Here is a 22,572-nt window from a genome sequence, read left to right as displayed (position 1 = left end):
ATTTATTGTGACTGTTTTCATTTACCTGTTGGACAGCTGGATAAAATACCATCCTCCTTCGGTTATGACCGGCTTGAAGGTTTTTACTTTTAGCTTCAGCTCTTTAGCGATCTGATGTATATCCTCCTCGGTCGGGGTAGGATAGAGGTTTTCAAATGCAGAGAAGAAGCTGTTAAAAACACTTGAAAACTCTTCCCCTTTCTTCGAATGAAGAATGGGCGTGATAATAGTTATGGATCCTTTCCGGCTAAGCCATCTTTTCAAGCGGGATAGCAACTGCTTGCGATCCTCCGGCTGGATATAGTGCAGTAAATTATTGACCATAATTAAATCAGCCTGCTGATCAGGTGAGTATTCATGAACATCCGCTGTGACAATTTTAATGTTCGGAATATCTTTGCAATTGGTTCTGGCGGAATCTGCCACCTCTTCATTAATTTCAATGCCTGCCAGTTTTGCTTGGGGGAATTTTTGACTGATTCTGCTTAAATAGCCGCCTTCCCCGCAGCCAATGTCGATGATCCTTTCCATTTTGTTTTTTTTTATAGTTTTCATCAGACGCGGCAGTGCAAGCTGTTCAAGCAGTGACGACGTTCTCGCTACGGTAGGTCCATGCTCTTCATGATCAAAAGTGTTTTTCTTATTGGAACGGAGCAGTTCTGGATAAGAGAGTAGAGTCGGGATATGCAATTCCATCATTTCCTTCAGGATGATTCCTGTAGATCGGGGGTTTTTCGGCGTGGACGGAAGGCTGAATTTAGATGCTGTCTTAATTTTATCCTTTCCTTTCTTTTTCAAATGGCGGATCGAAAGCCCCACCTCCACCCACCTTAAAAGCAGCTCCTCCTGAAGATTTCTGCTTGATGCCACCTCTTTTACCGTTTTCCAGCTGCGGAACTGGGAAAAAAGGTCAAGCTCGAAGCCTACATACGCATGCCAGCTGTACAAAAACGGCTGGTTCTTTTTCATCCAATTTCGTGCTTTTAGTAATCTCACATATTCATTTATCATACTGTTCAACCTTCTTCCAGGGATAGTCATCTTTTTCTGTATAAAAATAATGGCTTTTATCCGCCGCTGATAATTCTGTTCTTCTTGCCGGCAGCATACCTGCCTGAATCAATCGATCCCACAGGCTCTCTGGCCAATATCCGAGGCCTGAAACATTCAGCATTTGCTTATATTGCAGGGTTTTATCTCTTTCAATCTGCTTCAGGCCTTTACGGCGTATTCCAGTAATAACCCGGTTAGAATAGGAATACGCTATGGCGGATAAATGGCTGAGACTGATCATATTTTCAGCCCGGGGCTTCCGGACTTTTTCATACCACTTAAGCTTGTCCGGCGAAATTCTTCCGCTCGTATACATCTCAGCAAGCAATTCACCAAGTATATCCGCATCCTGAATCGCCATATTCATTCCTTCACCTGCCATCGGGTGGACCGTATGGGCCGCATCCCCCAAAATGGCGAGTCTTCCATCCACATATTTATCTGCATAAAAGGCTGTCGGAATCATCAGCTGAATATCCTTCCAGTTTTTCAGTCTGGTCACATACCCCTCCAATTCCGGCAAAAGCTCTAAATAGTTTTTATGGAAATGGTGAATTCCTTTCTGGAGATGTTTCTTATAAGTGCCCTCAGGAATTAAATAGACTGACCGTACTTTCGCATCCGGCAGTGGAAATAAGCCAAGGAACCGTTCATCCTTAGAAATGATCTTCCCTTCCTCCAGTGATTGAGGCCGGGGGAACGTGACAGTTAAAAATTGATGATTATACTCAATCTTTTTAATCTTACTGTTCATTACTTTTCTTGTTATGGAATTCCTTCCCTCAGCACCTATAAAAAAGTCAGCCTTCACTGTCAGCTGCTCCTTTACATCCTTCCGCTTAACTATTAATTCTCCATTGTCATATTCTTTTGCCAGGGTCCCTGACAAATAATGAAAGTTTGGAAATTGGAGCGCCCGTTTAAGAAGGATTCCTTTCAGCTTTTCATGCTCGATCATGAGGGAGTAATCAAAATCCCCCGGCAGAATGCTGTAATCCATGGCAAACTCTTTTTCCCCTTCCACAAACGCAATTCGGGAAAATGAAAAGCCATTCTCGCGGATTACATCCAAAGCATCTAGCCGCTTAAAAATTTTCAGGCTCTTCGGCTGCAGGAGTTCGCCTTTATAAACGGAAGATGGGGCATCCAATTTCTCCAGAACGAGGACATCAATATTGGCTTGGGCAAGCTTCAATCCAAGCGTCAAGCCTCCAATCCCTCCGCCCACAATTGCAACCTCTGTATTCAAGGACATGTTTCCACCACCTTTGCCTTTTATTTAACCTCCTTTTTAAAAAACAAAACCAATGGATATGCTGATATTACAATGTCTGGAAAAAATTATTAGAACAAACTTTTGAAAATAGGAGTATGATTGTGGGAGGCACCTATATTTTTCAAAATCCTGTATAATAGAGAGAGTAAAATCAATTAACGTTCCTTTTAGGGCGATATATAGCAATATTTTTTGGAGGCAATAAAATGAGAGAAATAGCAGTCGAACAATATATCCAAATGGACAACGCAATTCCGGTCGATGTCAGGTCTCCAATTGAATTTGAGGAGTGCAGCATTCCCGGTGCTGTCAATGTGCCGCTTTTCACTAATGAAGAACGTGTGGAAATCGGAACACTATATAAAAAAGAAGGATCTGATGCGGCTAAGTGGAGAGCGATGGAAATCGTTTCACCTAAAATTCCGTCCATGATGCAAAAAATCAGAGACCTGAAAGATGATGGCTTCCAGCCTGTCATATACTGCTGGCGCGGCGGCATGCGCAGTAAAGCGGTCACTACTTTTATCACATATGCCGGTATTTCAATCCCTCGTTTAACTGGGGGCTATAGAGCTTACCGTCAATATATACTTGAAAACACAGCAGACTTAATTCCTGAAAAAGCAGTTGTTCTGCACGGAATGACCGGCGTCGGGAAAACGGATGTGCTGAAGGTGTTAAGCGAAAAAGGATATCCTGTTATTGATCTTGAAGAAATGGCAGGACATCGCGGATCGATCTTCGGCTCTTTTGGCATGGGGGACGGCAGCACACAAAAAACATTTGATGCACTATTGTATCAAGCCCTTTCAGAGGTTAAAGGTTCCCCATTTATTATTATGGAAGCTGAAAGCAAACGAATAGGCAAGGTTGTTCAGCCGGACGAGCTGCTTGATACAAAAAAAACCGGTATTCACATTGATATGTTCGCAAGCATGGATTCCCGTGTGCAGCGTATCCTCCGGGACTATGTTGAACCTTATCACAAAGAATACTGGTTCAAGCCGAAAGTTGATGAGAGCCTTGTGTTTATCAAGAAACGTCTGAAAGATACTGAAATCCGCGAGCAGCTGGATCAATCAGTTGAAGCAGAAAACTACGAGCTATTTATCAAACTCTTATTAGAAAACTATTACGATCCGCGCTATGCCTTTAAACAGCATGAATATGAAGGCCAATTCCACCATGTGAATGCGGATGATGTGGAAGCAGCTGCACAACAAATTATTGACATTATTGAAAAGCAAAATGCTCCCGTCCTCTGACGCGGAGCATTACTTTTTGCGAGCGACAAAAGATATATTTTTATAAAACATAGATAACTAACTATTTAATTCGGTTAACACTGTGGTATGATGATAATAATATTGAACAAATCGTTCTTAATATGGAACTCTATATATGATATAATCCTATTACATACAAAATAAGGTGTGTGGTATACGATGATCGGTGATCGTGTAAAAAAACTTCGCCAGGAAAAGAAAATGTCCTTATCCGAGCTTGCGGACCAGGCCGGTGTGGCAAAATCGTATCTAAGTTCGCTTGAGCGCAATCTGCAAACCAACCCATCGATTCAATTTCTTGAAAAAATTGCGGGTGTGTTGAATGTTCCTTTGGACCATCTAATCAACGAGCAAATCAATAAGGACGAGCTTGACAGTGAATGGATGAAGATCGTGAAGGAAGCTATGGAGTCTGGGGTTTCGAAGGAGCAGTTTCGGGAGTTTTTGGATTTTAATAAGTGGAGAAGCGGACAAAAATCATAGACGCAATGAGCCTGAATGTACAGGCTTATTTTTTTTGGAAAATAAGGATCTTTTCTCATAGGTGTTGTTTTTGCTTATTATTCTGCCCGTTGATTCCGCTACCGGAACTTGCTTTCCGCGAGGAGGAACAGGAGCCTCCTCGGCTTTGCCTGCGGGGTCTCCCGCTCCCTCTCCTCCCCCAGGAGTCAAGTCCCCTCCGCTCCAATCAACTCAGTAAATTTAATCAAGTTATTAAAAAGCAACAAACTTTACGAAAACAGCCAAAATAAAAAGCATTTCCGTATATAGAGATACCTCTAACAGAAATACTTAGCCATACCAAATATTAAGCTTCGATCAGAAGCTCTTTGGCTTTGTTATTATGTAAAAACTCTCTAATTTCTTCCTTTTGCAGGCCTAAGTTCTTTGCTTCCATAATTAACTGCAGCCACTCCAAATCAATTCCTTCGACCTTTACATTTTCCTCTGTCAAAATTCTTCCCCCCAGGATACATATCGTATTCCAGGCAACCCAGCCATCTTAGTATTTTTCAATACCTTAGACCCGTGACTTTGCGTCCTCATCTTTCAATGAGTTTGCCTTTTTCTGCGCCTATCGGCTCAAAGAAATATTTTCCATAGATGTATTCTACTATGGGCGTATTGCTAACGTTGTCAGATTTTGTATTCATTGTTAATTATTTTAATATTAAATTTTTTTATTTTCGACAAAGCCCTAAATACTGTAGTTGTTTTAGATTACCATTACCCTCACCTTTTAAAGGAAGTTGTTGTTAATGGTCGAATTCTTTTTTGAGTAGTAGGAAAGTCCGATTCTTTTTCTGTAGTTTTTGCTGATTTGTATTATTGAATAGGTGTGCGGAGTTTTGCTTTTATAAAAGGCCGTGTGGACTGGTTCAAGGGTCATAGCATCCTGAAAGATTTCATTCGTTAAATCAGTTCCGCAAATCGGGCATAGCCAGCCATCCGATTCACTGCTGCTATATGAAGGTTTGTGGCATTTATGGCAGTTCTTTCGGTACATTTACAGCCTCCTCATTTGACTAAGAATAGTATATTTACTCAATCGGTTCTCAAAGATAGAGCTTCATAAATCCATAAAACATGAAGTACTAATATTAATGAATAAAGATAAGCTGCACCTTTTGCCAATACCTTTACTTTAGTTTCTGGCGGAAACTTAATCGAACTTGAAAGCAGGATTAAAAAGCCTGAAAGAACAGCTTTATTAGAAAGAAATAATTATAGGGGTTCTATAGTATATAGAAAATTGGCAGAATTTTTTTCTTAAGTTCCCCGCTTAAGGAGTAGCTTTTTGATTATATTCATTAACTGCTTAGATAAGTTCTAAACGCGAATAAAAATTAAGGCCTTATAGAATCAGTTCCTCAGGCCTTAATCTAATGTTCACTCCGCATCCTTCTATAACGCCATAACAAAATAACGCTTCCGGCACCTAAAAATAGTGCACCGATTAGTAATAAATTATAATTATTTGTTGCGGTATTGGGGAGCTTGTTAACTTTCTCTGGGATTACAGTTGCATCAGTGGATGGTGGCGAATTAATAGTTCCCCCTCCAGAATCATTATTATCACCTGAGCCGGGAGTCTCATTGTCAGTTTCAGTGTCACCTGTTGCCTCGGCAAGAAAAATGATTTCAACCTCTGCGGATGAGTTTTGAAATTCATTCCCCAAATGCTCTGGCATTGTTACTTGGAAAAATAGGGTTTCATCTGTTCCCTTCGCTAATTCTCTGGGAGTGAAACCTTTAAAATCTTTAAGTTTTCCTTCGTAAAGCATCTTTGTATCTTTCTTAACCTCAAGCTCTAATTCCTCAAAAAGTCTTTTAATAGACTTCGATTTTCCAATGTTAGAAGTATATTTAAAATCCTGTTTACCATCATTTTTTATGGTTATATTTCGGGGCATCCAGTCCCCTGGTTTTAAATTTTCTACTTTAAATAGATATCTATTTGAGTCTTCTAAGTTCGTATTAATATCAATTTCCTTATCTACTGCTATTGCAGTTTCGTTTCCAAAAACCATTAAGAAAAGAAAAATATATATAATAAATTTTACAGGTTTTGCCAGCAAACTTTTAACTTTCATGGCATTCCCTCACAACGATATATTTAACAAAAGGCGGGAAACTACTTCCCACCCTTTGGTTTGAAAACCTATTATCTTGCAACACCAGCGCCTTGCTTACCATCAAATGTCCATTTCAGTTCTAAAGAATCCCCTTGGAATTCGTTTTGATCAGCATTGTTTTCTACAAACTCATATTGTACATAAAGAGTATCAGAAGTACCTGCTGCTAAATTTCCTCCATTTTCTGCAAACCAACCACTCCAGAAGTTTCCAGCAATAACATCAGGGCTTGCATTTTTCAGATCATAAAGTGTAGTTGACCAGATTGGCGCGTCTAATTTATCAGCATTAATTAAGAAATTAACACGAATATGTTTCCCAAGATCATCCCCATTATTTCCATTTGCGTCATTAACTTTATAATCAGTCATTAAATCAATTGTAGCTATATCCAAGCTGCCACCATTAACTAGTTGGAATGAACGGAGCATAGTATCTCCAGGTTTAATATTATTCACATCAATAATGGTTGTTGGATTTACACTTAAATCCAATGTTCCAGCTGCAAATTTAGCAGTAGCTTCTGCACTGTCACTAAAGTATGCAAATGTTCCCCCACCAACTAATGAAATTCCTAATGCGGCTGATGCAATTCCCATACCTAACTTTTTCTTAAGATTCATAATAAAGCTTCCTCCTCTTACCCCTTTTTGGGTATGTATAATTTTATATATTGACCCCTGCATAACTACAGGGAGTGCAACCAAGTTAAGCTGTTTTTTCTTCTGAATCCGTTTTACTGCTTTTAGGGTCAATTTCTCTAATAGCCTGGAAGATGCTGAATGCTGCATATCCTAGGAGTAATAATCCCGGGCCAATAAGCAAAATCGCACTTCCCTCTTTCGATTGAGCAAAATCTATAAAATATCCCACATAAGGAATAGTGAAGCCGGTATAAATAGCTCTTACATTCTCAGATAGCACAGGTTCCATGTCTGCAGTCTTGTTGTTATCTCCCTTTGTTTCATACAGGACATGATCTCCGCTGCTGCTGACACCGATTATTCGGTGAGTAATTAATTTTTCTTCGCTTGCCTGAAATGTAATGACATCATCTTTCTTAAGAGACTTGCTTTCTTCCGAGCTAAGCGGCTTTACTGCAATAACAGAACCAGTTTGGAAGGCAGGCTCCATAGAGCCTGATAACACTGTCTTCAGCTGATATCCAAAGGCCTGCGGTTCTCCTCCTGATGCTTTGGAGGAGACCACTAGGATGGCCATCAAAATTAAATTAATGAATAGAACCGCAGTTATAATGTTGCTTATAACTTTCAATGCTTTTTTCAAGCTATTCACCTGCCTCGTCTGTGCTTTTTTCAGAATTAACCGGAGCTTCCGAAGCCTTAACCTTGCTATCTTCCGGCTTTGTTTCTTCTATTGGTTTCTCTTGTGGCTTTTCTTCAACTTTAGACTGTTCTACTTTCTCCTCTTCTTTCGGTTCTTCTGCTGGCTTTTGCTCTGGATTCTCTTGAGGTTTATCTTTTGTTGGTTCGGCTGCTTCTTTGCCAGTTTCCTCTGTCTTATTGCTTACTTGTTCCTTGGCAGCCTCTTCTGTTACATCTGCTTTTTGTTCCGTTTTTTCTTCTTCCACGATGGAAGCTTCACCTGATTCTAAAGTAACTTTTATCTCTTCACTCCATAGTTCCCCATTTCCAGGGTGGTCTTTGTGCTGATAAGCTTTAAACATATATGAACCACTTTTTTGAGGAATAAAGGATAATTCTACTTTTTGGCTCTCTTTAATAGGGTCAAAAGCTATTACTCCTGCAATAGACTCGCCTTTTTTGGCATTGTCATTCTCGCTGTAGTAAATTTCATATCTTCCAGCTGACTTCATATCGGAACCAGTATTTTGGATGGTTGCATATACCTTCTGTCCATCATATTTTTGTCCAATGAATTTTAGAGAGCTGCAATCCCATTCACCATGCTTCTCACCTTTAGAACACCCAGGCTCTTCTGTCTCCCAGGTACCGGCTTGAATGATCCCAGTTACTGCATCCCTATCACTAAAATAAGCATTCGTCTGGCCAGTCAGAGTTGCCGACATCCCAATAAGCAGATACCAGGCAGCCACAAACTTAAATGCAAGCAATAGGATTTTATTTTTCTTCCCAAATTTCCTAGTTCGTTTGTATCGTATAAGAACCCCCTCCTAGTGAGTTGATGTTCTTTGGATTTATCCACTTCGTTCTTTTTATCGAACCGATAAGTCGAGTATAGTTCATCCGTCTTATTTTGAAAAATTCCAAATTCAGCCGTTTTTTCGTTTTAAAGAACACTTTTCGTTCTTTTTCTAAGAATATCTCGAGAATTCTCATTATTTTGTATTTTTTATTGAACAATTTGTTCGTTATAATGAAAATATCTTATATTTTATGATAAGGGAGTATTATGCCTATGATAGGTGGCCGGATTAAAACCTTAAGAATTAAGAAGGGATACTCAATTAATGAGCTTTCTGACAAAGCGGAGGTATCCAAATCGTATTTGAGCTACATTGAGAGAGGCATACAGGAGAATCCTTCATTGCAGGTTTTATCGCGAATCGCCAGGACACTGGATGCTAATCTTGAGGATCTGCTGGAAGAGAACAAAGATGAAATTACCGACTTGTCTAAGCTGGATGAGGAATGGGTTTCCCTTGTCAAAGAAGCTATTAGACAGGGAATCACGAAAGAGGACTTTGCCTATTATCTGGAGTTCATTAAATTTAAGAAGATGAAGGGAGGTAAAGCATAATTGAAGGTCAGAGGCCGTTTGCTGATTATTGCTGCCTCCTTCCTTATCCTAATCGGAGGCGGATTGGTCCTTTTCTCGCTGCAGGAACTGTATGCTCAGGAGAAAAAAACCAATGATTCCTTAGCCCAGGCACAAGAAAGAATTCAAAGAGAAGTGAACAAAGAAAGCAAAAGTGTTCTCCAAACAGAACACCCAATTGATGTTTCCTTCGAGCAGGGTGAAGCCATTGGCATTTTAAAGATCCCCCGCTTGAAAGCTGAACTCCCGATTATAGAAGGAACAGATGAGGATGAGCTGGATAAAGGGGTCGGTCATTACTCCACAACTTTATTTCCAGGGCAGCCTGATCAGATTTTATTATCAGGGCACCGAGATACGGTATTTCGCAGCCTCGGCGAACTGGAAATCGGGGATATTTTTCAAGTCAGCATGCCATATGGTGAGTTTACTTACGTAATTACAGATTCAAAGATTGTAGATGCGGATGATACCACCGTGATCCGTTCTACCGCTCCCGAAGAAATCCTTACCGTTTCCACCTGCTATCCATTCTCTTATGTGGGCAATGCCCCCTCCCGGTACATCCTGAATGCCAAAAGAACTCAAAATTAAGAGGCACTTCCAAAGGAAAGTGCCCTTTTTACTGCATATAGACAAACACCCTTCCCCCATGTAAAAACCTGTACATATCCTTTACTATATGGGTTTCCAGAAGGGACAGATCCTAATAATCAATTTCTTAAGATTACTATTATATTTAGACATTATCATCACAGCTATCATTCTATCAGTATAAAAAGCCAGACTCTTTGAGTCTGGCTTTCTCTTTACTTATTCAAGCTAACAGCAATCTTGGAACCCACTTCGGCATTATGCTTCACTAATGCAATGTTCGCTGTCAAACTTCTTCCTTCTGTTAGTTCTTTTACCTTTCCTAGAAGGAATGGGGTTACCTTTTTGCCGGCGATATTGTTTTCTTTTGCTTCTTTTAGGGCAGATTCTATCACGTTTGTGATAAACGCTTCTTCCAGCGCATCTGTTTCAGGAATTGGGTTGGCAATGACAACGCCGCCTTTTAGGCCCAGTTCCCATTTAGTGCGGATCATTTCGGCCGCTTCTTCTGCATGGTCCACCCGGTAGTTCACGCTGAACGGACTTGTGCGTGTGTAAAAGGCAGGCAATACATCTGTTTCAAAGCCAACGACCGGAACGCCGTGCGTTTCTAAATATTCAAGCGTCAAACCGATATCCAGAATGGATTTCGCACCTGCGCAGATAACGGCAACATTGGTCATCGCAAGCTCTTGAAGGTCAGCCGAGATATCCATTGTAGTTTCAGCTTCACGGTGCACTCCGCCAATTCCGCCTGTGACAAAGACTTCAATGCCGGCAAGCTCTGCACAGATCATGGTCGCAGCAACGGTAGTCGCACCATTTTTCTTTTTCGCTACTAAATATGGAAGGTCACGGCGGCTTGCTTTTTCAACGTCCTTGCTTTGGGCCAGGAACTCCAGCTCCTCATCTGACAGGCCGATTTTAATTTTTCCGTTTATAATGGCAATCGTTGCAGGAACAGCACCGTTTTTGCGGATGATTTCCTCTACCTCTTTTGCTGTCTGAACATTTTGCGGGTATGGCATTCCATGTGAAATGATTGTGGATTCAAGGGCTACAACCGGTTTATTTACTTTCTTTGCTTCTAATACTTCTTCTGAATACTCAAGCCATTTTTCTAACATGATGTCACTTCTCCTTAGTCGAAATATTGTTTGAATGTTTCCTGCAAGCGTGTGTTGTTTAGATTCGGGTTAACGGTTTCAAGGGACTGCAGAGCCAGCATGGAGCAGGACATGCCGATTTTACAGGCATCCTCTGTGCTCAGGCCCTTTAAATGGGCAAAAATAATTCCTGATACAAGCGAATCGCCCGCACCTGTCACATCAGCAATTTTCACCTTCGGAGGAAGCTGTACACCTGCTTCACCTGTGTTTGTAAAGTAAATCAGCCCTTTATCTCCCCGGCTGATGACGACTTTTTCAACACCTTTTTTCATAATTTTCTGTGCCGCTTTAAAGAAGTCTCCTTCATTGCTGATCTCTATCCCCGTTAGTGCTTCTGCCTCATTTTTGTTGGCAATCAGCCACGTAACACCCTTCATATCTTCCGGCAGATTTTTTATTTTTGGTGCTGAAACAGGAGTAATGCAAAGCGGAATGTTCTCTTCATAACACCTTGTAATAATCTGTTCTAAAACCTTTGGCGGGAAGTTTGTATCCAAGATCACCATTTCAGAAGATGCCAGGTAACCCCACTTTTTCTCGACAAATTCTCTGTTAACGCTTTCATAAATGGACATATCAGCGAGTGCTACAGCCATTTCTCCTTCAAGGTCAAGCACTGCTGTATAGGTACCGGTGGTGGACCCTGCCAGCGACTGTGAAGGAGTGACATCAGCAAAAGCTTTCGTATATTCAAGAAGCCATTCTCCTTCCGGATCATCACCCACTACTGTCATCAAACCTACATCACAGCCCAGCCTGCCAAGATTTTCAGCAATGTTGCGGGCCACTCCGCCGCAGGATTGGGAGCTTTCTGCAGGGTTCGATGTTCCGTATTGGAGCTGCCCTGTTGTCTGGATTTTTCTGTCCACATTGGCCCCTCCAACACAAAGCACTTCTTTCTTTTGCGGCAGGACATAAGCTCTGCCAAGAATTTTCCCCTGCTTGGTCAGTGAAGAGATATAGCCGGCTACAGCGGACCTGGAAAGTCCCGTTTTTTCAGCCAGCTCGTTTTGGGCAATAAAAGGATCCTCTTTAATCAGCTGCAAAATCAATATTTCTTTATCATTCATCATTGATCAGCCCTGTCTTTTTAAACTTTTGTCTATATTATAGACACTTGTTCAATTGTGTTGCAAGTATTATTTTTCTAAAAATTAACCTAATTTAGAAATCAATAAAAAAAGCCTCCCGCCATTAGCGGAAGACCAAACTTTACGCAGCATTATCATCTTTTTTAATATCCTTTAAATAATACTTTTCCGAAGTAAAAAACTCATTTTTCAGCTGTTTAACCTCTTTGCTTAGAAGGAGAACAGCCACGATGTTCGGTATCAAAATCATGGCAAGAGCCAGATCAAGGAACTGCCAGATTGTTTTTGCTGCTCCCACTGACCCAAGAACAATGGCAGCAATGTAAACGACTTTGATGGCTTTTCCGGCAAAAGAACCAAATAGGAACTCTGCCATTTTGGATCCATAAAAGACTACGACAATAATGGTTGAAATGACAAAGAATACCAGTGATACAGCAACAAGAATACCGCCAAATGATCCAAAGTATTCCGTAAATGCCGCTGCTGTCAGGGCTGATGGATCTTGCATTGCTCCTTCCCTTGTCCACACTCCGGAGGATAGGACGACAAATGCAGTTGCAGTACAAACAATCAGCGTATCAACAACGATTCCAACAATTGCCCAAAATCCCTGGCGCACAGGGTGATCGGTTGTGGCTGCAGCATGGGCAATCGGAGCGGTTCCAAGTCCTGCCTCATTGGAATATAATCCTCGTGCAAATCCCCAGCGAATGATTTCGCCAATTGCCGCTCCGGCAAATCCGCCCATTGCAGACATTGGCTGAAACGCATAAGTGAAGATTAATTCCAACACTTCAGGAAGTTTGCCCAGATTCATAAATAAGACTACTAATGCCGCACCTACATAGATGAGAGCCATAAAAGGAACAAAGATTTCAGTGACCTTGCCGATTCTCTGAATCCCGCCAAACACAACTAAAGAAACAAGTACCGCTACAGCAATTCCGGTATACAATCCATCAATCTTAAATGTCTCTCCAACCGCAGCTGCTACTGCATTTCCCTGTACCATGATGCTTGGAATCAGTTCAATCATCAGCGCGAATGCAAAGATCACACCAAGCCACTTCATGTTAAGCCCTTTCGTCATGTAATACATAGGGCCGCCCACATATTCCCCATCTTCATTTTTTTCTCTGTACTTAATGGCTAATACACTTTCCGAGAACTTGATGGCCATTCCAATGAGCGCAATAACCCACATCCAGAATACGGCACCCGGACCGCCAAACATGATGGCTGCCGGAACACCTACAATATTTGCGGCACCAATGGTGGAAGCCAGCGCTGATGTGAGTGCCTGCAGCGGTGTAACGGTTCCTTTTCCCTTCGGCTTTTTAAAAACACTTCCAAATGTTTGCTTAAAAATATAAACCGGATAACGGAACTGGAAGAAACCAAGCAAAAAGGTTAAATACAGCCCGGTTCCGGCTAATAATAGGATGATGGGATATCCCCACAGCCATTCTGAAATATCTCCTACGACTTCTAATAACTTATCCAAAAAAATTTCCCCCTTATTGTTATGCACAGTTGCCCTTGTTACTCCATTCCCTTTCATTTGCCAGTTAAACACTTAGTTAGCAAAAGAATATGTAGGTAGACATATTCTTATTTTTCATGTATAGTTAGCTAGGTAATTAATTTAAGCAGGTGAATACAATGCACCCTAATCAAAGTGAATTTTTTCATTCCATTAACCAATTTACACGCCATTTTTCCAAAGTACTTAATGAAAGTTTAGTGCCGCTTGGTTTATATGCTGCTCAATGGACGATTATTTACCGTCTGAAAATTGGAGGCCCGAGCACTCAAAAAGAGATTTCTTCTTATCTGGGAGTTGAGGCTCCGACCATGACCAGGACATTAGCCCGTCTTGAGAAATCGGGCTGGATCACCAGAACGGCAGGAAAAGACAAACGTGAAAAATTGATTTCACTGACTGATGCAGCCATCCGGGAATACGACAATTGGCTTTCTGCCGTGCGATTAAGTGAAAGCAATGTCCTGCAGAATATTTCGGAAGAAGAAATCAGCACGATGATCAGACTTATGGCAAAAATGAGAGAAAATATGGTACCAGGCACCTAGACCAGTTCACCAAATTGGTCTGAGTACCTGGTACTTCATTGTTAGGAGGACAACATGAAGAAACAGCCATTATGGACGAAGGATTTTTTGAGTATTTCTATTACGAGTTTTTTCTTATTTATGGGGTTTTATGTTTTGCTGACTACGCTACCTCTTTATATTTTGGATGATTTAAAAGGGGACGAAACACAGGTAGGCCTGATTATTTCGGTCTTTCTGATTGCGGCAGTAATCAGCCGGCCATTTACAGGGAAATGGATTGACGAGGTTGGACGCCGAAAGATCCTTCTGGCTTCCCTGATTGTGTTTGCCGTATCTTCCCTGCTTTATTTCTGGGCTGACTCTACACCTGCTCTTTTAACACTGCGATTCCTGCACGGAGTTGGATTTGGCATGGCCACCACAGCTACTGGGGCTATAGTTGCTGATATTGTTCCGAATGAACGCAGAGGCGAAGGACTGGGCTATTATGCGATGTTCATGAATCTGGCCATGGTCATTGGCCCGTTTGCCGGTTTGACAATTGTTCAATATGCAAGCTTCACATGGATTTTTGCTTTATGTACCGTTTTATCTTTTATTGCTATAGTGCTGGGTGCTTTTGTTAAGATACCGCAAAAAGCAGACAGTTCTGCGAAGCATCCAAAATTTACACTTTCAAGCTTATTTGAAAAAAATGCGGTTCCTGTGGCGATTTCGGCAGGCATCCTCGCTTTCGCTTACTCTGGAATTCTTTCCTTTATTTCTGTTTATGCGAAAGAGCTTGATTTGCTTGAAGCTGCCAGCTTCTTTTTTGTGGTATATGCGGCATTCATTATTATGTCCCGCCCATTTACAGGCCGCTGGTTTGATGCGTACGGAGAAAATAAAGTTATCTATCCGGCCATTATTCTTTTTGCCGCAGGGTTATTTTTGCTCAGCCAGGCAAACAGCACCTTTGTGTTTCTACTGTCAGGTGCGATAATCGGGTTGGGATATGGCACCATTGTTCCGAGTCTTCAAACTGTTGCAATCAAGCAGGCGGATCCCGCTAAACGCGGGCTTGCTACCTCGACCTTTTTCACACTCTTTGATACCGGAATTGGACTAGGATCCTATGTGCTTGGAATACTTGCTGTAAAAACAGGCTTCGCTTCACTTTATTTTATGCTTGCGGGCGTAGCACTGTTTGGATTGCTTGTTTACTACCTGCTTCATGGAAAAAAGACAGAGCCAAAAACCATTCATTCAGAAGCAGATCTTCCATTATAAGAGCCCATTTGCGGCTCTTTTCTTTTTGTCAATCTTAAGTTATGTATGTTTTCTGAATATTATTTGTCTTTCTTGTGAACGTTGACATATAATATAATTAATACCTTTTGGGGAGGTTTGCTAATGACCATTGTTCATGTATTGAATTTTTCTATCCCAATTGCCTGTGTATTTCTATTTGGTGTAATGGTGGATCGCATGTGCAAACCGGATGGCACGGAACAGGAAGCAAATGAATAATGATTTTACACTTCAGAGCGGCTGGATCACAGCGCTTTTTTTTATTTCACTGCAAAAAAACCAGCCCGCTAAGGCTGATTTCCCGTTCTTGGCAATATTAAAATTTCTACCCGTCTGTTCTTTGCTCTGCCTTCCCTGGTATCATTTCCAGCAACCGGCTGGAATTCCCCAAACCCTTTGGCACTGAACCATTTAGGGTCCAGCTGGTCATTTTTCAGGATTATTTTCATAAAGTTGACTGCACGCATCACACTGAGCTCCCAGTTGGACTCGAAGTTTGAGTTGCGGATCGGGACATTGTCTGTATGGCCGCTTATGATTATGTTTCTTGGTGGGTCCATGATGAGAAGCTCCGCGATTTCACTTGCCATATTTAAATCCTGCGCACGGACTTCTGCACTTCCTGAGCCGAACAGGACATTATCCCTGATAGACACAAGCAGTCCTTCTGTGGTTAAAGAGGTTTCCAGTTTATCCGCCAGGTTTTGATTTTCGATAAAGGCGTTGACTCTTTGCTGCAACTCTGCCAGTTCTTCCTGATCGGCAGCCTGCTTCAGCTTTTCTTTCTCTAATTCATCCAAAGCTGCCATCTCCTCCAGATCCTTGCTTGGCTTTTCGGACACCGCATCAGTGGATTGCATTTGGCCTTCTGGCATTGGACTTGGGAATTCAAATACCCCTGTTCCCCCTGAAAAGACATCGTTGAATGCCTTTGAGAGCTTCTGAAATTTCTGAGCATCTACGGAACTCATTGCGAATAGGACAATGAATAGGGCCAGAAGCAGTGTTAATAAATCAGCATACGGCAATAGCCACGATTCATCTACATGCTCCTCATGGTGCTGCTTCTTTTTCCGCCTACTCATCCTTTGCCACGCTGCTTTCTTCAAGGAATTTCCGGCGTTCACCGGCAGGAAGGTAGGAAGCAAGCTTTTGTTCTATTACCCGGGGAGCCTCCCCTTCTAATATTGAAAGAATTCCTTCGATCATCATGCTTTTAATCTTAGCTTCCTGCTTGGATTTTCTCTTTAGCTTATTGGCAAACGGATGCCAAAACACATAACCCGTGAAAATCCCCAGTAAAGTCGCTACGAATGCAGCACTGATGGCATGACCGAGACTGGTGGTGTCATCCATATTTCCCAGTGCTGCAATTAATCCAATTACTGCTCCCAGCACTCCAAGGGATGGGGCATAGGTGCCTGCCTGGCTGAAAATTTGGGCTCCGGCCTGATGTCTTTCTTCCATCGCTTCGATTTCTTCGCTTAATACATCACGTATATAATCGGCACTTTGCCCATCAACGGCCAGAGATAAGCCGTTCTTTAAAAAAGTATTTTCGACTTCGTTCGTTTTGACTTCAAGTGCAAGTAACCCTTCTTTTCTTGCCAGCTGGGCCCAATCCGAAAACATCTTAATCATCTCAGCCGGGTTCATCAGCTTTTCTTCTTTAAATAAAATGCCGAAAAGCTTAGGCACCCGTTTGATTTCATTTGTTGGAAATGCAATAGCCACTGCTGCTGCAGTTCCCAGGATAATGATCAAAATAGCGGCCGGATTAATCAGAACAGACGGGGAAACACCTTTAAAAACCATCCCTACTCCAACTGCTATAATCCCTAAAATTACTCCTATAATCGTTGTTTTATCCATGCAAGCCACACCTTCTATGTAGTCTGAAAATCTCTATTCCCTTCTATTATTAATTTCGGATGATTTTTACAGTTCTTTAGGAATTTTTTCATATATAAAAGGCAGAGGTGCTTCCCCTGCCTTCGTTTTCATTGTTTTTAGATCCAGCGGCATCCGCAGAAACCTCTTCTTCTGCGGTCATCGTCATCTCGGCGGCGTCTGCATCCTCTTCCAGATCCAGCTAAATCTCTGTTGTGCCATAAGTCGCCAGCACCGCGTATATCATCGCGGCGATGCCTTCTGCGGTCGTCTTCTGATCCGCCCACACTGTCCCTTCTACAGCCGCAATGTCTTCCGCGATTATCTTCGATACCAAATACATCGTCATCACGGTGGTGCTTCCTGCGGCGGTCTTCTGCTCCTCCTACATCATCTCGGCGGTGCTTTCTACGGCGGTCTTCCGCTCCACGTACATCATCTCGGCGGCGGTCATCATCTTCTTTTACAATAACTCTTTCGGCTCTGATTTCCACTTCATCTGCATTAATCTCAAATCTTCTTCTCCAATCTCTCGACATAAGTCTACCTCCTTTCTCATGGATACTATAGAATATGTGCCACAGATGGTTTTCGCATGGACAAATCCCCAATCGGAAAGAAAATGTGCCTGTTTAAAGAAAAAAAAAACCTGTCCTATTCAGGAGAGGAGTTTTGAGAAATTATATTTTTTGAAAGACGAGGCTATTTATTTTCATTAAATGCTTTAAGGCCGCCTGGAAAGTAGCATGTGTTTCAGCATTTAATTCAATGCCGGATAAAACGATTTCCTTTATCAGCTGCGGGGTCATTCCTACAAAGTAAGGCTTTACTCCCATGAGGTTAATGGAATCAGTCAGGTTGCGGATTTGCTGTCCAAGTTCGGAAAGGCACATCTGCTCTAATCGGTCGACTGTAATATCTGTAAAGTCTATGATGGCAAATTCAGTGTCATGCTCTTTAATATGATTCAGGACTTTAGCCGTAATTTTTTCGAATCTTTCTGCCATGAGCAGGCCTGTAATCGGCACCAGTATCGTCTGGGGAATGATCGATGGTATAATCGGTGCGGTCATATCCGCTATGGCTGCCTCATATTCTTCCACTCTTTTTTCAAGGACCTTTATATATTCATCTTTGTTCATGTATTCTCCTCAATTCCAACATCTAATCCATTAGAATAATTTATTGTTAATTTTCTCTTCGTAGTTTTTAAAAAGGGATGAGTTGGTGTTTTGTCTTCTTTTCGAGATCATGCTGTTAAAGCGGAGCATCTTTTCGTTAAGCTTCTTCTGCAACGCTTTTTTCTCTTCCTGATCCTCACATTGTTTAATCAGATCTTCGATCGTCAGCATTTCCTTCTTCATTTGGTTTTCTTCATCAGTGAATCCTGCATTCTTCATGATGCGGTAGGCCATGCGCAAATTCTCAGGGACGGAAGACAGGTCATCGAACGGAAGCGGTTTCCCATAGCCTGGCAAATGATCAAACTCGCCATCCTTGTACGCTTTTTTGATGCGATCTTCAGACAGTATAGAAAAGAAGTCCAATCTCAAGTTCCCCCTTCACTTCATTTGTTACTTATTATTATATATTTTCAGCGCTGCTTATTAAAGTAATTATCTATATGATATGGAGGACTGCAGAAAAATCAAGAGAAAGCTTGCGCCTCCTCCCGTCAGATTTTGCCTATTAAGTTCGGATCCATGTTAATCCCAGTCTGGCCAGGCTGCCAATTGGCGGGTACACCTTTTCCTGTCTGCTGTGCATATTGAATTCCCTGCATGATTCTGACATGCTCATGCAGATTTCTGCCGACTTCTCCAGGGTAAATGAGCTTCGCCGCAATAATGCCATGAGGGTCGATAAAAACGGATGCCCTGATTGCCGCTCCTGAACTTTCGTCCAAAACCCTATAAGCTCTGCTTATTTGATGGGTTCGATCGCTTACCATTGGATAATTTACATTTTTCAAAGAGGGAGATGTTTCCTTAAATACTTTATGGGCGTATACACTATCCGTGCTGATGGACATTACTTCACAGTTTAAGGCTTTTAAATATGGATTCACAGCGGCGACCGCCGCCAATTCTGTCGGTCAGACAAACGTGAAGTCACTCGGATAAAAAAACAGCAGCACCCATTTTCCAATATAATTCTCCAAAGTGACCTTTTTTATTTGATGATCAATGACAGCATCTGCCGTAAAAAAAGGAGCTCGGTCTCCCCGGCCCGCACAGAATACGGAACCATTCGGATCGTTCATGGCTATCCCCCTCCCTTCCACTTTTATCTCTGCTATATATACTTATGCGAACAAAGGTAAAATTGAACGGAAAATATTGAGTGAAACAGCCGTACATAGTCCAGGTGTCAAAGGGAAAAATAGTGAAAGAATAATATTCAAGAATGAAAGGAGCATGATTATGTCACGCGGAGTCCATTTTAATCATAAGAGAAAACATCACCCCGGGGAATTTCCTGAACATACAATGGTCGAGCGCCACACTACTGAGGCACAGGAAGACGAAGAATTTATTGTGACTCAGGAAGCATTTAAAAACCGCTTTGAAGAAGATGAAGCAAAGGAACTTGAGGAAAGAGCCAAAGAATAAGAAAAGCGGAAGCCCCTTGCTCACCCCCGACACCTCGAGGGAGCAGGTGCTGGAGCTAGACTATTATCGACGTTCATAATTATTTCTTAATAAATTTTATAATAGGGGCCTGAATAACATTCAGACCCCTGCTGCTTATATTGCGTCTACTTCCACTTCTTTCAGCCAGGACGCGCATGCTTCAATATCCTTTGAAAATACGCGGTCTTTTTTAATGGAAGGCACCACTTTTCTTGCTTCTTCGTAAAAACGTTTTGTTTTATCAGCCATTTTTTCTGAACCTCGGTATTCTGCTGCCTGCAGCGCGCAAATCAGTTCAATTGCAAGTACTTTATTAACATTTTGGATAATCTGATATGCATGTCTTGATCCAATGGTTCCCATGCTCACATGGTCTTCCTGATTCCCGGATGAAGGAATCGAATCCACACTTGCGGGATGGGCAAGTGTCTTATTCTCCGAAACAAGTGAAGCTGCAACATATTGGAGAATCATCGTACCAGACTGCAGTCCAGGTTCCGGGCTTAAAAATGGCGGCAAGTCACTCAGCTGCGGATTAACTAGCCTTTCAATCCGGCGCTCTGAAATATTGGCCAATTCCGCAACCGCAATTTTCATGAAGTCCATTGCAAGTGCGATTGGCTGCCCATGAAAGTTTCCGCCGGATATGACACTTTCCCCGTTTTCAAAAATCAGCGGGTTATCCGTGGCTGCGTTCATTTCAATTTCAAGCTTTTCTTTTACATAATCAAGCGCCTGCCAGGATGCTCCATGCACTTGCGGGATGCAGCGGATGGAATAGGCGTCCTGCACCCGGATTTCTCCCTGTCTTGTGATCAGGCTGCTGCCTGACAGGTATTCCCTCACTCTTCTTGCTGTATCGACCTGCTGCTGATAGCCTCTTGCCTGATGGATATTCTCATCAAACGCATCAATAATGCCGTTTAGGCCTTCCATTGTAACTGCAGCGATCAATTCACTTTGATAAGCGATTTTTTCCGCTTCCAGATAACCAATGACTCCCATTGCCGTCATCGCTTGAGTACCGTTAATCAGGGCAAGCCCTTCCTTCGCCTGTAATGTTAAAGGCTCGATTCCCTCCTGAACAAGCACTTCCAGCGCAGGTTTTCTTTCACCCTTAGAAAACACTTCCCCTTCTCCCATTAAAACTAATGCCAAATGGGAAAGAGGAGCCAAATCGCCGCTTGCTCCAAGCGATCCCTGCTGCGGGATAACGGGATGGATTTGTTTATTCACAAGCGCTAAAAGAGTTTCTATCACGACAGGACGGACTCCTGAGAATCCTTTCAATAAAGCATTTGCTCTTAATAGAAGCATAGCTCTCGAAACAGCCTCAGGGAATGGTTCCCCTACACCGCAGGCATGCGAGCGGATTAAATTCAACTGAAGATCCTCTACATCTCCCTGATCAATTCTTACATCGCTGAATTTGCCAAAGCCAGTGTTAATGCCGTAAATAACCTTTTCTTCACTTACAATTCTCTTAACGGCTTCACGGCTTTTTTTTACACGCAGCATGCTTTCCTCCGATGCTGCAGCCTTTACTCCTTCAAAAAGCACTCTTTTGACTTCAGACAAAGTAAGAGTATTTCCATTTAAAGTAACCACTTTGTTTTCCTCCCCGCGAGTTAAAGTCATCATCGAATCTGTCAATTTTTCCATTTCATATCCTCCCCGGTACGTTAGCGAGATAAAGAAAAGGCTGTATCTCAAACACAGGTTTGAAATACAGCCTTTTTAAAAAGATTATTTGCAGTATCAGTTTTTAGATGCCTCATCTTTATCACAGCCTAATTTTGATATATTTTCTGAATATAATTAATTCTATGTGCCATATGAGAGGATGTCAATTGATTTTTGCCATTTTTTAACAAGTTAGATTGTTAGAATGGTAACACAGTAAAGCGTTTTTATTTTAGCCATATAAAAAAGCCGGCATTTCTGCCAGCTAGGTTTCATTCAATGTCTTGTCTTTTCAGTGCTTGCTTCAATGTACCGTAAGTATTAATGCCTGTGAAGTCCAGGCCAAGCTGAATGGAAGTCTGGGCAACTTCAGGGCTGATACCGGAGATGGTAGATTTTACCCCCAGCAGCTTTAAAGCTGTCGTTAAAGAGAATATTTGATGGGCAACCATCGTGTCGATGATGGCCACACCTGATAAATCAATGAATAGATGTTCCACATCTGCTTTTGCACATTTTTTCGGAATTTCCTCGAGCAGGATTCGTGCACGTTCCGTGTCAATATTGCCGATAAGCGGCAGTACAGCTGTATGGTCTTTTACAGGAATGACCGGAGTCCCAAGTTCATTAATCAGACTTTGCTGGGCAACAAGCCGATTGGTCGTCAGTTCATAATATTTCTCTGAAAATTTATTGATGAGCTTATCAAAAGCCTTGTTAATGATCGTGCTCCATTTCAATACATCATCTGCTGTGACTTCAGACTTGTTTTCGTTAATGAACTTTTCAACAAAATGCCAATAGGTTTCCCGCACATTGCTTAAAGCTTCCAGTACTTGAAAAATGGGCGTATTAGAATCCACTCTGCTCTCCGCTACTGTAATGGCCCATTCTTCCATATTCCTCTTAAATGTCTCCTCATCAATCAAAGCTGCTGAAACGGTGCGGTTGGTAAACGTATTTTGTTCTCTCAGGAGCTTCTCATAAGCGGGGTCTGCATCAGCAGAATAAATGGAGCCTTTCTGTTTATCCCTTAAAGACAGCCACGTATCTGTGATATTTATTGAATTCTCCTGAATGTAATCATAAAGAAGCCGATTTTTTGCATTCATTCATTTCACCTTGTCTCTTTCTA

Annotated in this window: 26 protein-coding genes and 1 riboswitch; of the genes, 7 read left to right on the top strand and 19 right to left on the bottom strand. The window is 41.9% G+C overall.

Translation table 11 applies throughout. The annotated features are described in order from the left end of the window. Positions 1–21 precede the first annotated feature (21 nt). Together ACR42H_RS05620 and ACR42H_RS05615 are read right to left on the bottom strand one after the other, a co-directional pair. Positions 22–996, bottom strand: coding sequence for a class I SAM-dependent methyltransferase (locus ACR42H_RS05620; protein ID WP_436375012.1), 975 nt, complete (start codon positions 994–996; stop codon positions 22–24). 4 nt (positions 997–1,000) lie between these two features. Beyond that, positions 1,001–2,308, bottom strand: coding sequence for an FAD-dependent oxidoreductase (locus ACR42H_RS05615; RefSeq protein WP_436375010.1), 1,308 nt, complete (start codon positions 2,306–2,308; stop codon positions 1,001–1,003). A 227-nt stretch (positions 2,309–2,535) separates the two neighbouring features. On the opposite strand from ACR42H_RS05615, the gene mnmH reads away from it, so the two are divergent. Beyond that, the gene (mnmH, locus tag ACR42H_RS05610) at positions 2,536–3,594 is read left to right on the top strand and encodes a tRNA 2-selenouridine(34) synthase MnmH (protein ID WP_436375009.1); all 1,059 of its coding nucleotides are present in this window, start codon (positions 2,536–2,538) and stop codon (positions 3,592–3,594) included. A 180-nt stretch (positions 3,595–3,774) separates the two neighbouring features. Beyond that, a complete protein-coding gene (locus ACR42H_RS05605) occupies positions 3,775–4,098 on the top strand; it encodes a helix-turn-helix domain-containing protein (protein WP_436375007.1) in 324 nt (107 codons plus the stop codon). A gap of 325 nt (positions 4,099–4,423) precedes the next feature. On the opposite strand, the gene ACR42H_RS05600 is transcribed toward ACR42H_RS05605, so the two are convergent. The 6 genes from ACR42H_RS05600 to tapA all read right to left on the bottom strand — a co-directional run bounded on the left by ACR42H_RS05600 (position 4,424) and on the right by tapA (position 8,394). Further along, entirely contained in the window at positions 4,424–4,570 is a 147-nt protein-coding gene (locus ACR42H_RS05600) for an anti-repressor SinI family protein (RefSeq protein ID WP_436375005.1), read from the bottom strand. 30 nt (positions 4,571–4,600) lie between these two features. Beyond that, positions 4,601–4,689, bottom strand: a riboswitch (cyclic di-GMP riboswitch). 166 nt (positions 4,690–4,855) lie between these two features. After that, positions 4,856–5,122 (bottom strand): hypothetical protein, encoded by a 267-nt coding sequence (locus ACR42H_RS05595; protein WP_436375003.1) that lies wholly within the window; start codon positions 5,120–5,122, stop codon positions 4,856–4,858. A 376-nt stretch (positions 5,123–5,498) separates the two neighbouring features. Then, on the bottom strand, positions 5,499–6,209 hold the full coding sequence (locus tag ACR42H_RS05590; protein ID WP_436375001.1) for an LPXTG cell wall anchor domain-containing protein: 711 nt from the start codon (positions 6,207–6,209) through the stop codon (positions 5,499–5,501). A 71-nt stretch (positions 6,210–6,280) separates the two neighbouring features. Further along, positions 6,281–6,874: a CalY family protein gene (locus tag ACR42H_RS05585; protein WP_436374999.1), complete on the bottom strand. Its 594-nt coding sequence runs from the start codon at positions 6,872–6,874 to the stop codon at positions 6,281–6,283. 85 nt (positions 6,875–6,959) lie between these two features. Beyond that, positions 6,960–7,538 carry a signal peptidase I SipW gene (gene sipW, locus ACR42H_RS05580; RefSeq protein ID WP_436374998.1) on the bottom strand — a complete coding sequence of 193 codons (579 nt, stop codon included), beginning with the start codon at positions 7,536–7,538 and terminating at the stop codon, positions 6,960–6,962. 1 nt (position 7,539) lies between these two features. Then, positions 7,540–8,394, bottom strand: coding sequence for an amyloid fiber anchoring/assembly protein TapA (gene tapA, locus ACR42H_RS05575; protein WP_436376848.1), 855 nt, complete (start codon positions 8,392–8,394; stop codon positions 7,540–7,542). A gap of 257 nt (positions 8,395–8,651) precedes the next feature. Between tapA and ACR42H_RS05570 the strand changes: the two genes are divergently transcribed. Next, positions 8,652–8,993, top strand: coding sequence for a helix-turn-helix domain-containing protein (locus tag ACR42H_RS05570; RefSeq protein ID WP_113883116.1), 342 nt, complete (start codon positions 8,652–8,654; stop codon positions 8,991–8,993). Continuing rightward, positions 8,994–9,605: a class D sortase gene (locus ACR42H_RS05565; protein WP_436374995.1), complete on the top strand. Its 612-nt coding sequence runs from the start codon at positions 8,994–8,996 to the stop codon at positions 9,603–9,605. 215 nt (positions 9,606–9,820) lie between these two features. Here ACR42H_RS05565 and ACR42H_RS05560 read toward each other — a convergent pair whose 3' ends face one another. The 3 genes from ACR42H_RS05560 to ACR42H_RS05550 all read right to left on the bottom strand — a co-directional run bounded on the left by ACR42H_RS05560 (position 9,821) and on the right by ACR42H_RS05550 (position 13,372). Beyond that, positions 9,821–10,732 (bottom strand): pseudouridine-5'-phosphate glycosidase, encoded by a 912-nt coding sequence (locus tag ACR42H_RS05560; protein ID WP_436374993.1) that lies wholly within the window; start codon positions 10,730–10,732, stop codon positions 9,821–9,823. A 14-nt stretch (positions 10,733–10,746) separates the two neighbouring features. Further along, entirely contained in the window at positions 10,747–11,847 is a 1,101-nt protein-coding gene (locus ACR42H_RS05555) for a carbohydrate kinase (RefSeq protein ID WP_395858185.1), read from the bottom strand. Between the two features lie 139 nt (positions 11,848–11,986). After that, positions 11,987–13,372: an alanine/glycine:cation symporter family protein gene (locus tag ACR42H_RS05550; RefSeq protein ID WP_436374991.1), complete on the bottom strand. Its 1,386-nt coding sequence runs from the start codon at positions 13,370–13,372 to the stop codon at positions 11,987–11,989. 158 nt (positions 13,373–13,530) lie between these two features. Between ACR42H_RS05550 and ACR42H_RS05545 the strand changes: the two genes are divergently transcribed. Then, complete coding sequence (locus ACR42H_RS05545; protein WP_436374989.1) at positions 13,531–13,959, top strand: MarR family winged helix-turn-helix transcriptional regulator; 429 nt, start codon at positions 13,531–13,533, stop codon at positions 13,957–13,959. Positions 13,960–14,013: 54 nt separating this feature from the next. After that, positions 14,014–15,210, top strand: a complete 1,197-nt coding sequence (locus ACR42H_RS05540; protein ID WP_436374987.1) for an MFS transporter — start codon at positions 14,014–14,016, stop codon at positions 15,208–15,210. Positions 15,211–15,518: 308 nt separating this feature from the next. Here ACR42H_RS05540 and motB read toward each other — a convergent pair whose 3' ends face one another. The 6 genes from motB to ACR42H_RS05510 all read right to left on the bottom strand — a co-directional run bounded on the left by motB (position 15,519) and on the right by ACR42H_RS05510 (position 19,384). Further along, positions 15,519–16,316, bottom strand: coding sequence for a flagellar motor protein MotB (motB, locus tag ACR42H_RS05535; protein WP_113883110.1), 798 nt, complete (start codon positions 16,314–16,316; stop codon positions 15,519–15,521). Beyond that, the gene (gene motA / locus ACR42H_RS05530) at positions 16,309–17,103 is read right to left on the bottom strand and encodes a flagellar motor stator protein MotA (protein WP_113883109.1); all 795 of its coding nucleotides are present in this window, start codon (positions 17,101–17,103) and stop codon (positions 16,309–16,311) included. Before motA ends, motB begins: the two co-directional genes overlap by 8 nt. Positions 17,104–17,240: 137 nt before the next feature. Further along, complete coding sequence (locus ACR42H_RS05525) at positions 17,241–17,660, bottom strand: hypothetical protein (RefSeq protein ID WP_436374985.1); 420 nt, start codon at positions 17,658–17,660, stop codon at positions 17,241–17,243. Positions 17,661–17,801: 141 nt separating this feature from the next. Continuing rightward, positions 17,802–18,263, bottom strand: a complete 462-nt coding sequence (locus ACR42H_RS05520) for an STAS domain-containing protein (RefSeq protein WP_113883107.1) — start codon at positions 18,261–18,263, stop codon at positions 17,802–17,804. Between the two features lie 30 nt (positions 18,264–18,293). Then, a complete protein-coding gene (locus ACR42H_RS05515; RefSeq protein ID WP_436374983.1) occupies positions 18,294–18,668 on the bottom strand; it encodes a DnaJ family domain-containing protein in 375 nt (124 codons plus the stop codon). Positions 18,669–18,796: 128 nt separating this feature from the next. Next, positions 18,797–19,384, bottom strand: a complete 588-nt coding sequence (locus tag ACR42H_RS05510; protein ID WP_243856192.1) for a peroxiredoxin — start codon at positions 19,382–19,384, stop codon at positions 18,797–18,799. 76 nt (positions 19,385–19,460) lie between these two features. Between ACR42H_RS05510 and ACR42H_RS05505 the strand changes: the two genes are divergently transcribed. Further along, entirely contained in the window at positions 19,461–19,733 is a 273-nt protein-coding gene (locus ACR42H_RS05505; protein ID WP_436374981.1) for a hypothetical protein, read from the top strand. A gap of 135 nt (positions 19,734–19,868) precedes the next feature. Here the strand turns inward: ACR42H_RS05505 and hutH are convergent, their stop codons facing one another. Next, entirely contained in the window at positions 19,869–21,362 is a 1,494-nt protein-coding gene (gene hutH / locus ACR42H_RS05500; protein ID WP_436376847.1) for a histidine ammonia-lyase, read from the bottom strand. 347 nt (positions 21,363–21,709) lie between these two features. Further along, positions 21,710–22,549 (bottom strand): STAS domain-containing protein, encoded by an 840-nt coding sequence (locus ACR42H_RS05495; RefSeq protein WP_436374980.1) that lies wholly within the window; start codon positions 22,547–22,549, stop codon positions 21,710–21,712. Between the last annotated feature and the right edge of the window lie 23 nt (positions 22,550–22,572).

Source organism: Cytobacillus sp. BC1816 (assembly GCF_051353635.1).
In the GTDB taxonomy this organism is placed as follows: domain Bacteria; phylum Bacillota; class Bacilli; order Bacillales; family Cytobacillaceae; genus Cytobacillus; species Cytobacillus oceanisediminis_C.
Note: the sequence above shows the minus strand (reverse complement) of the source record. Positions and strands in the feature narration are given on the sequence as shown.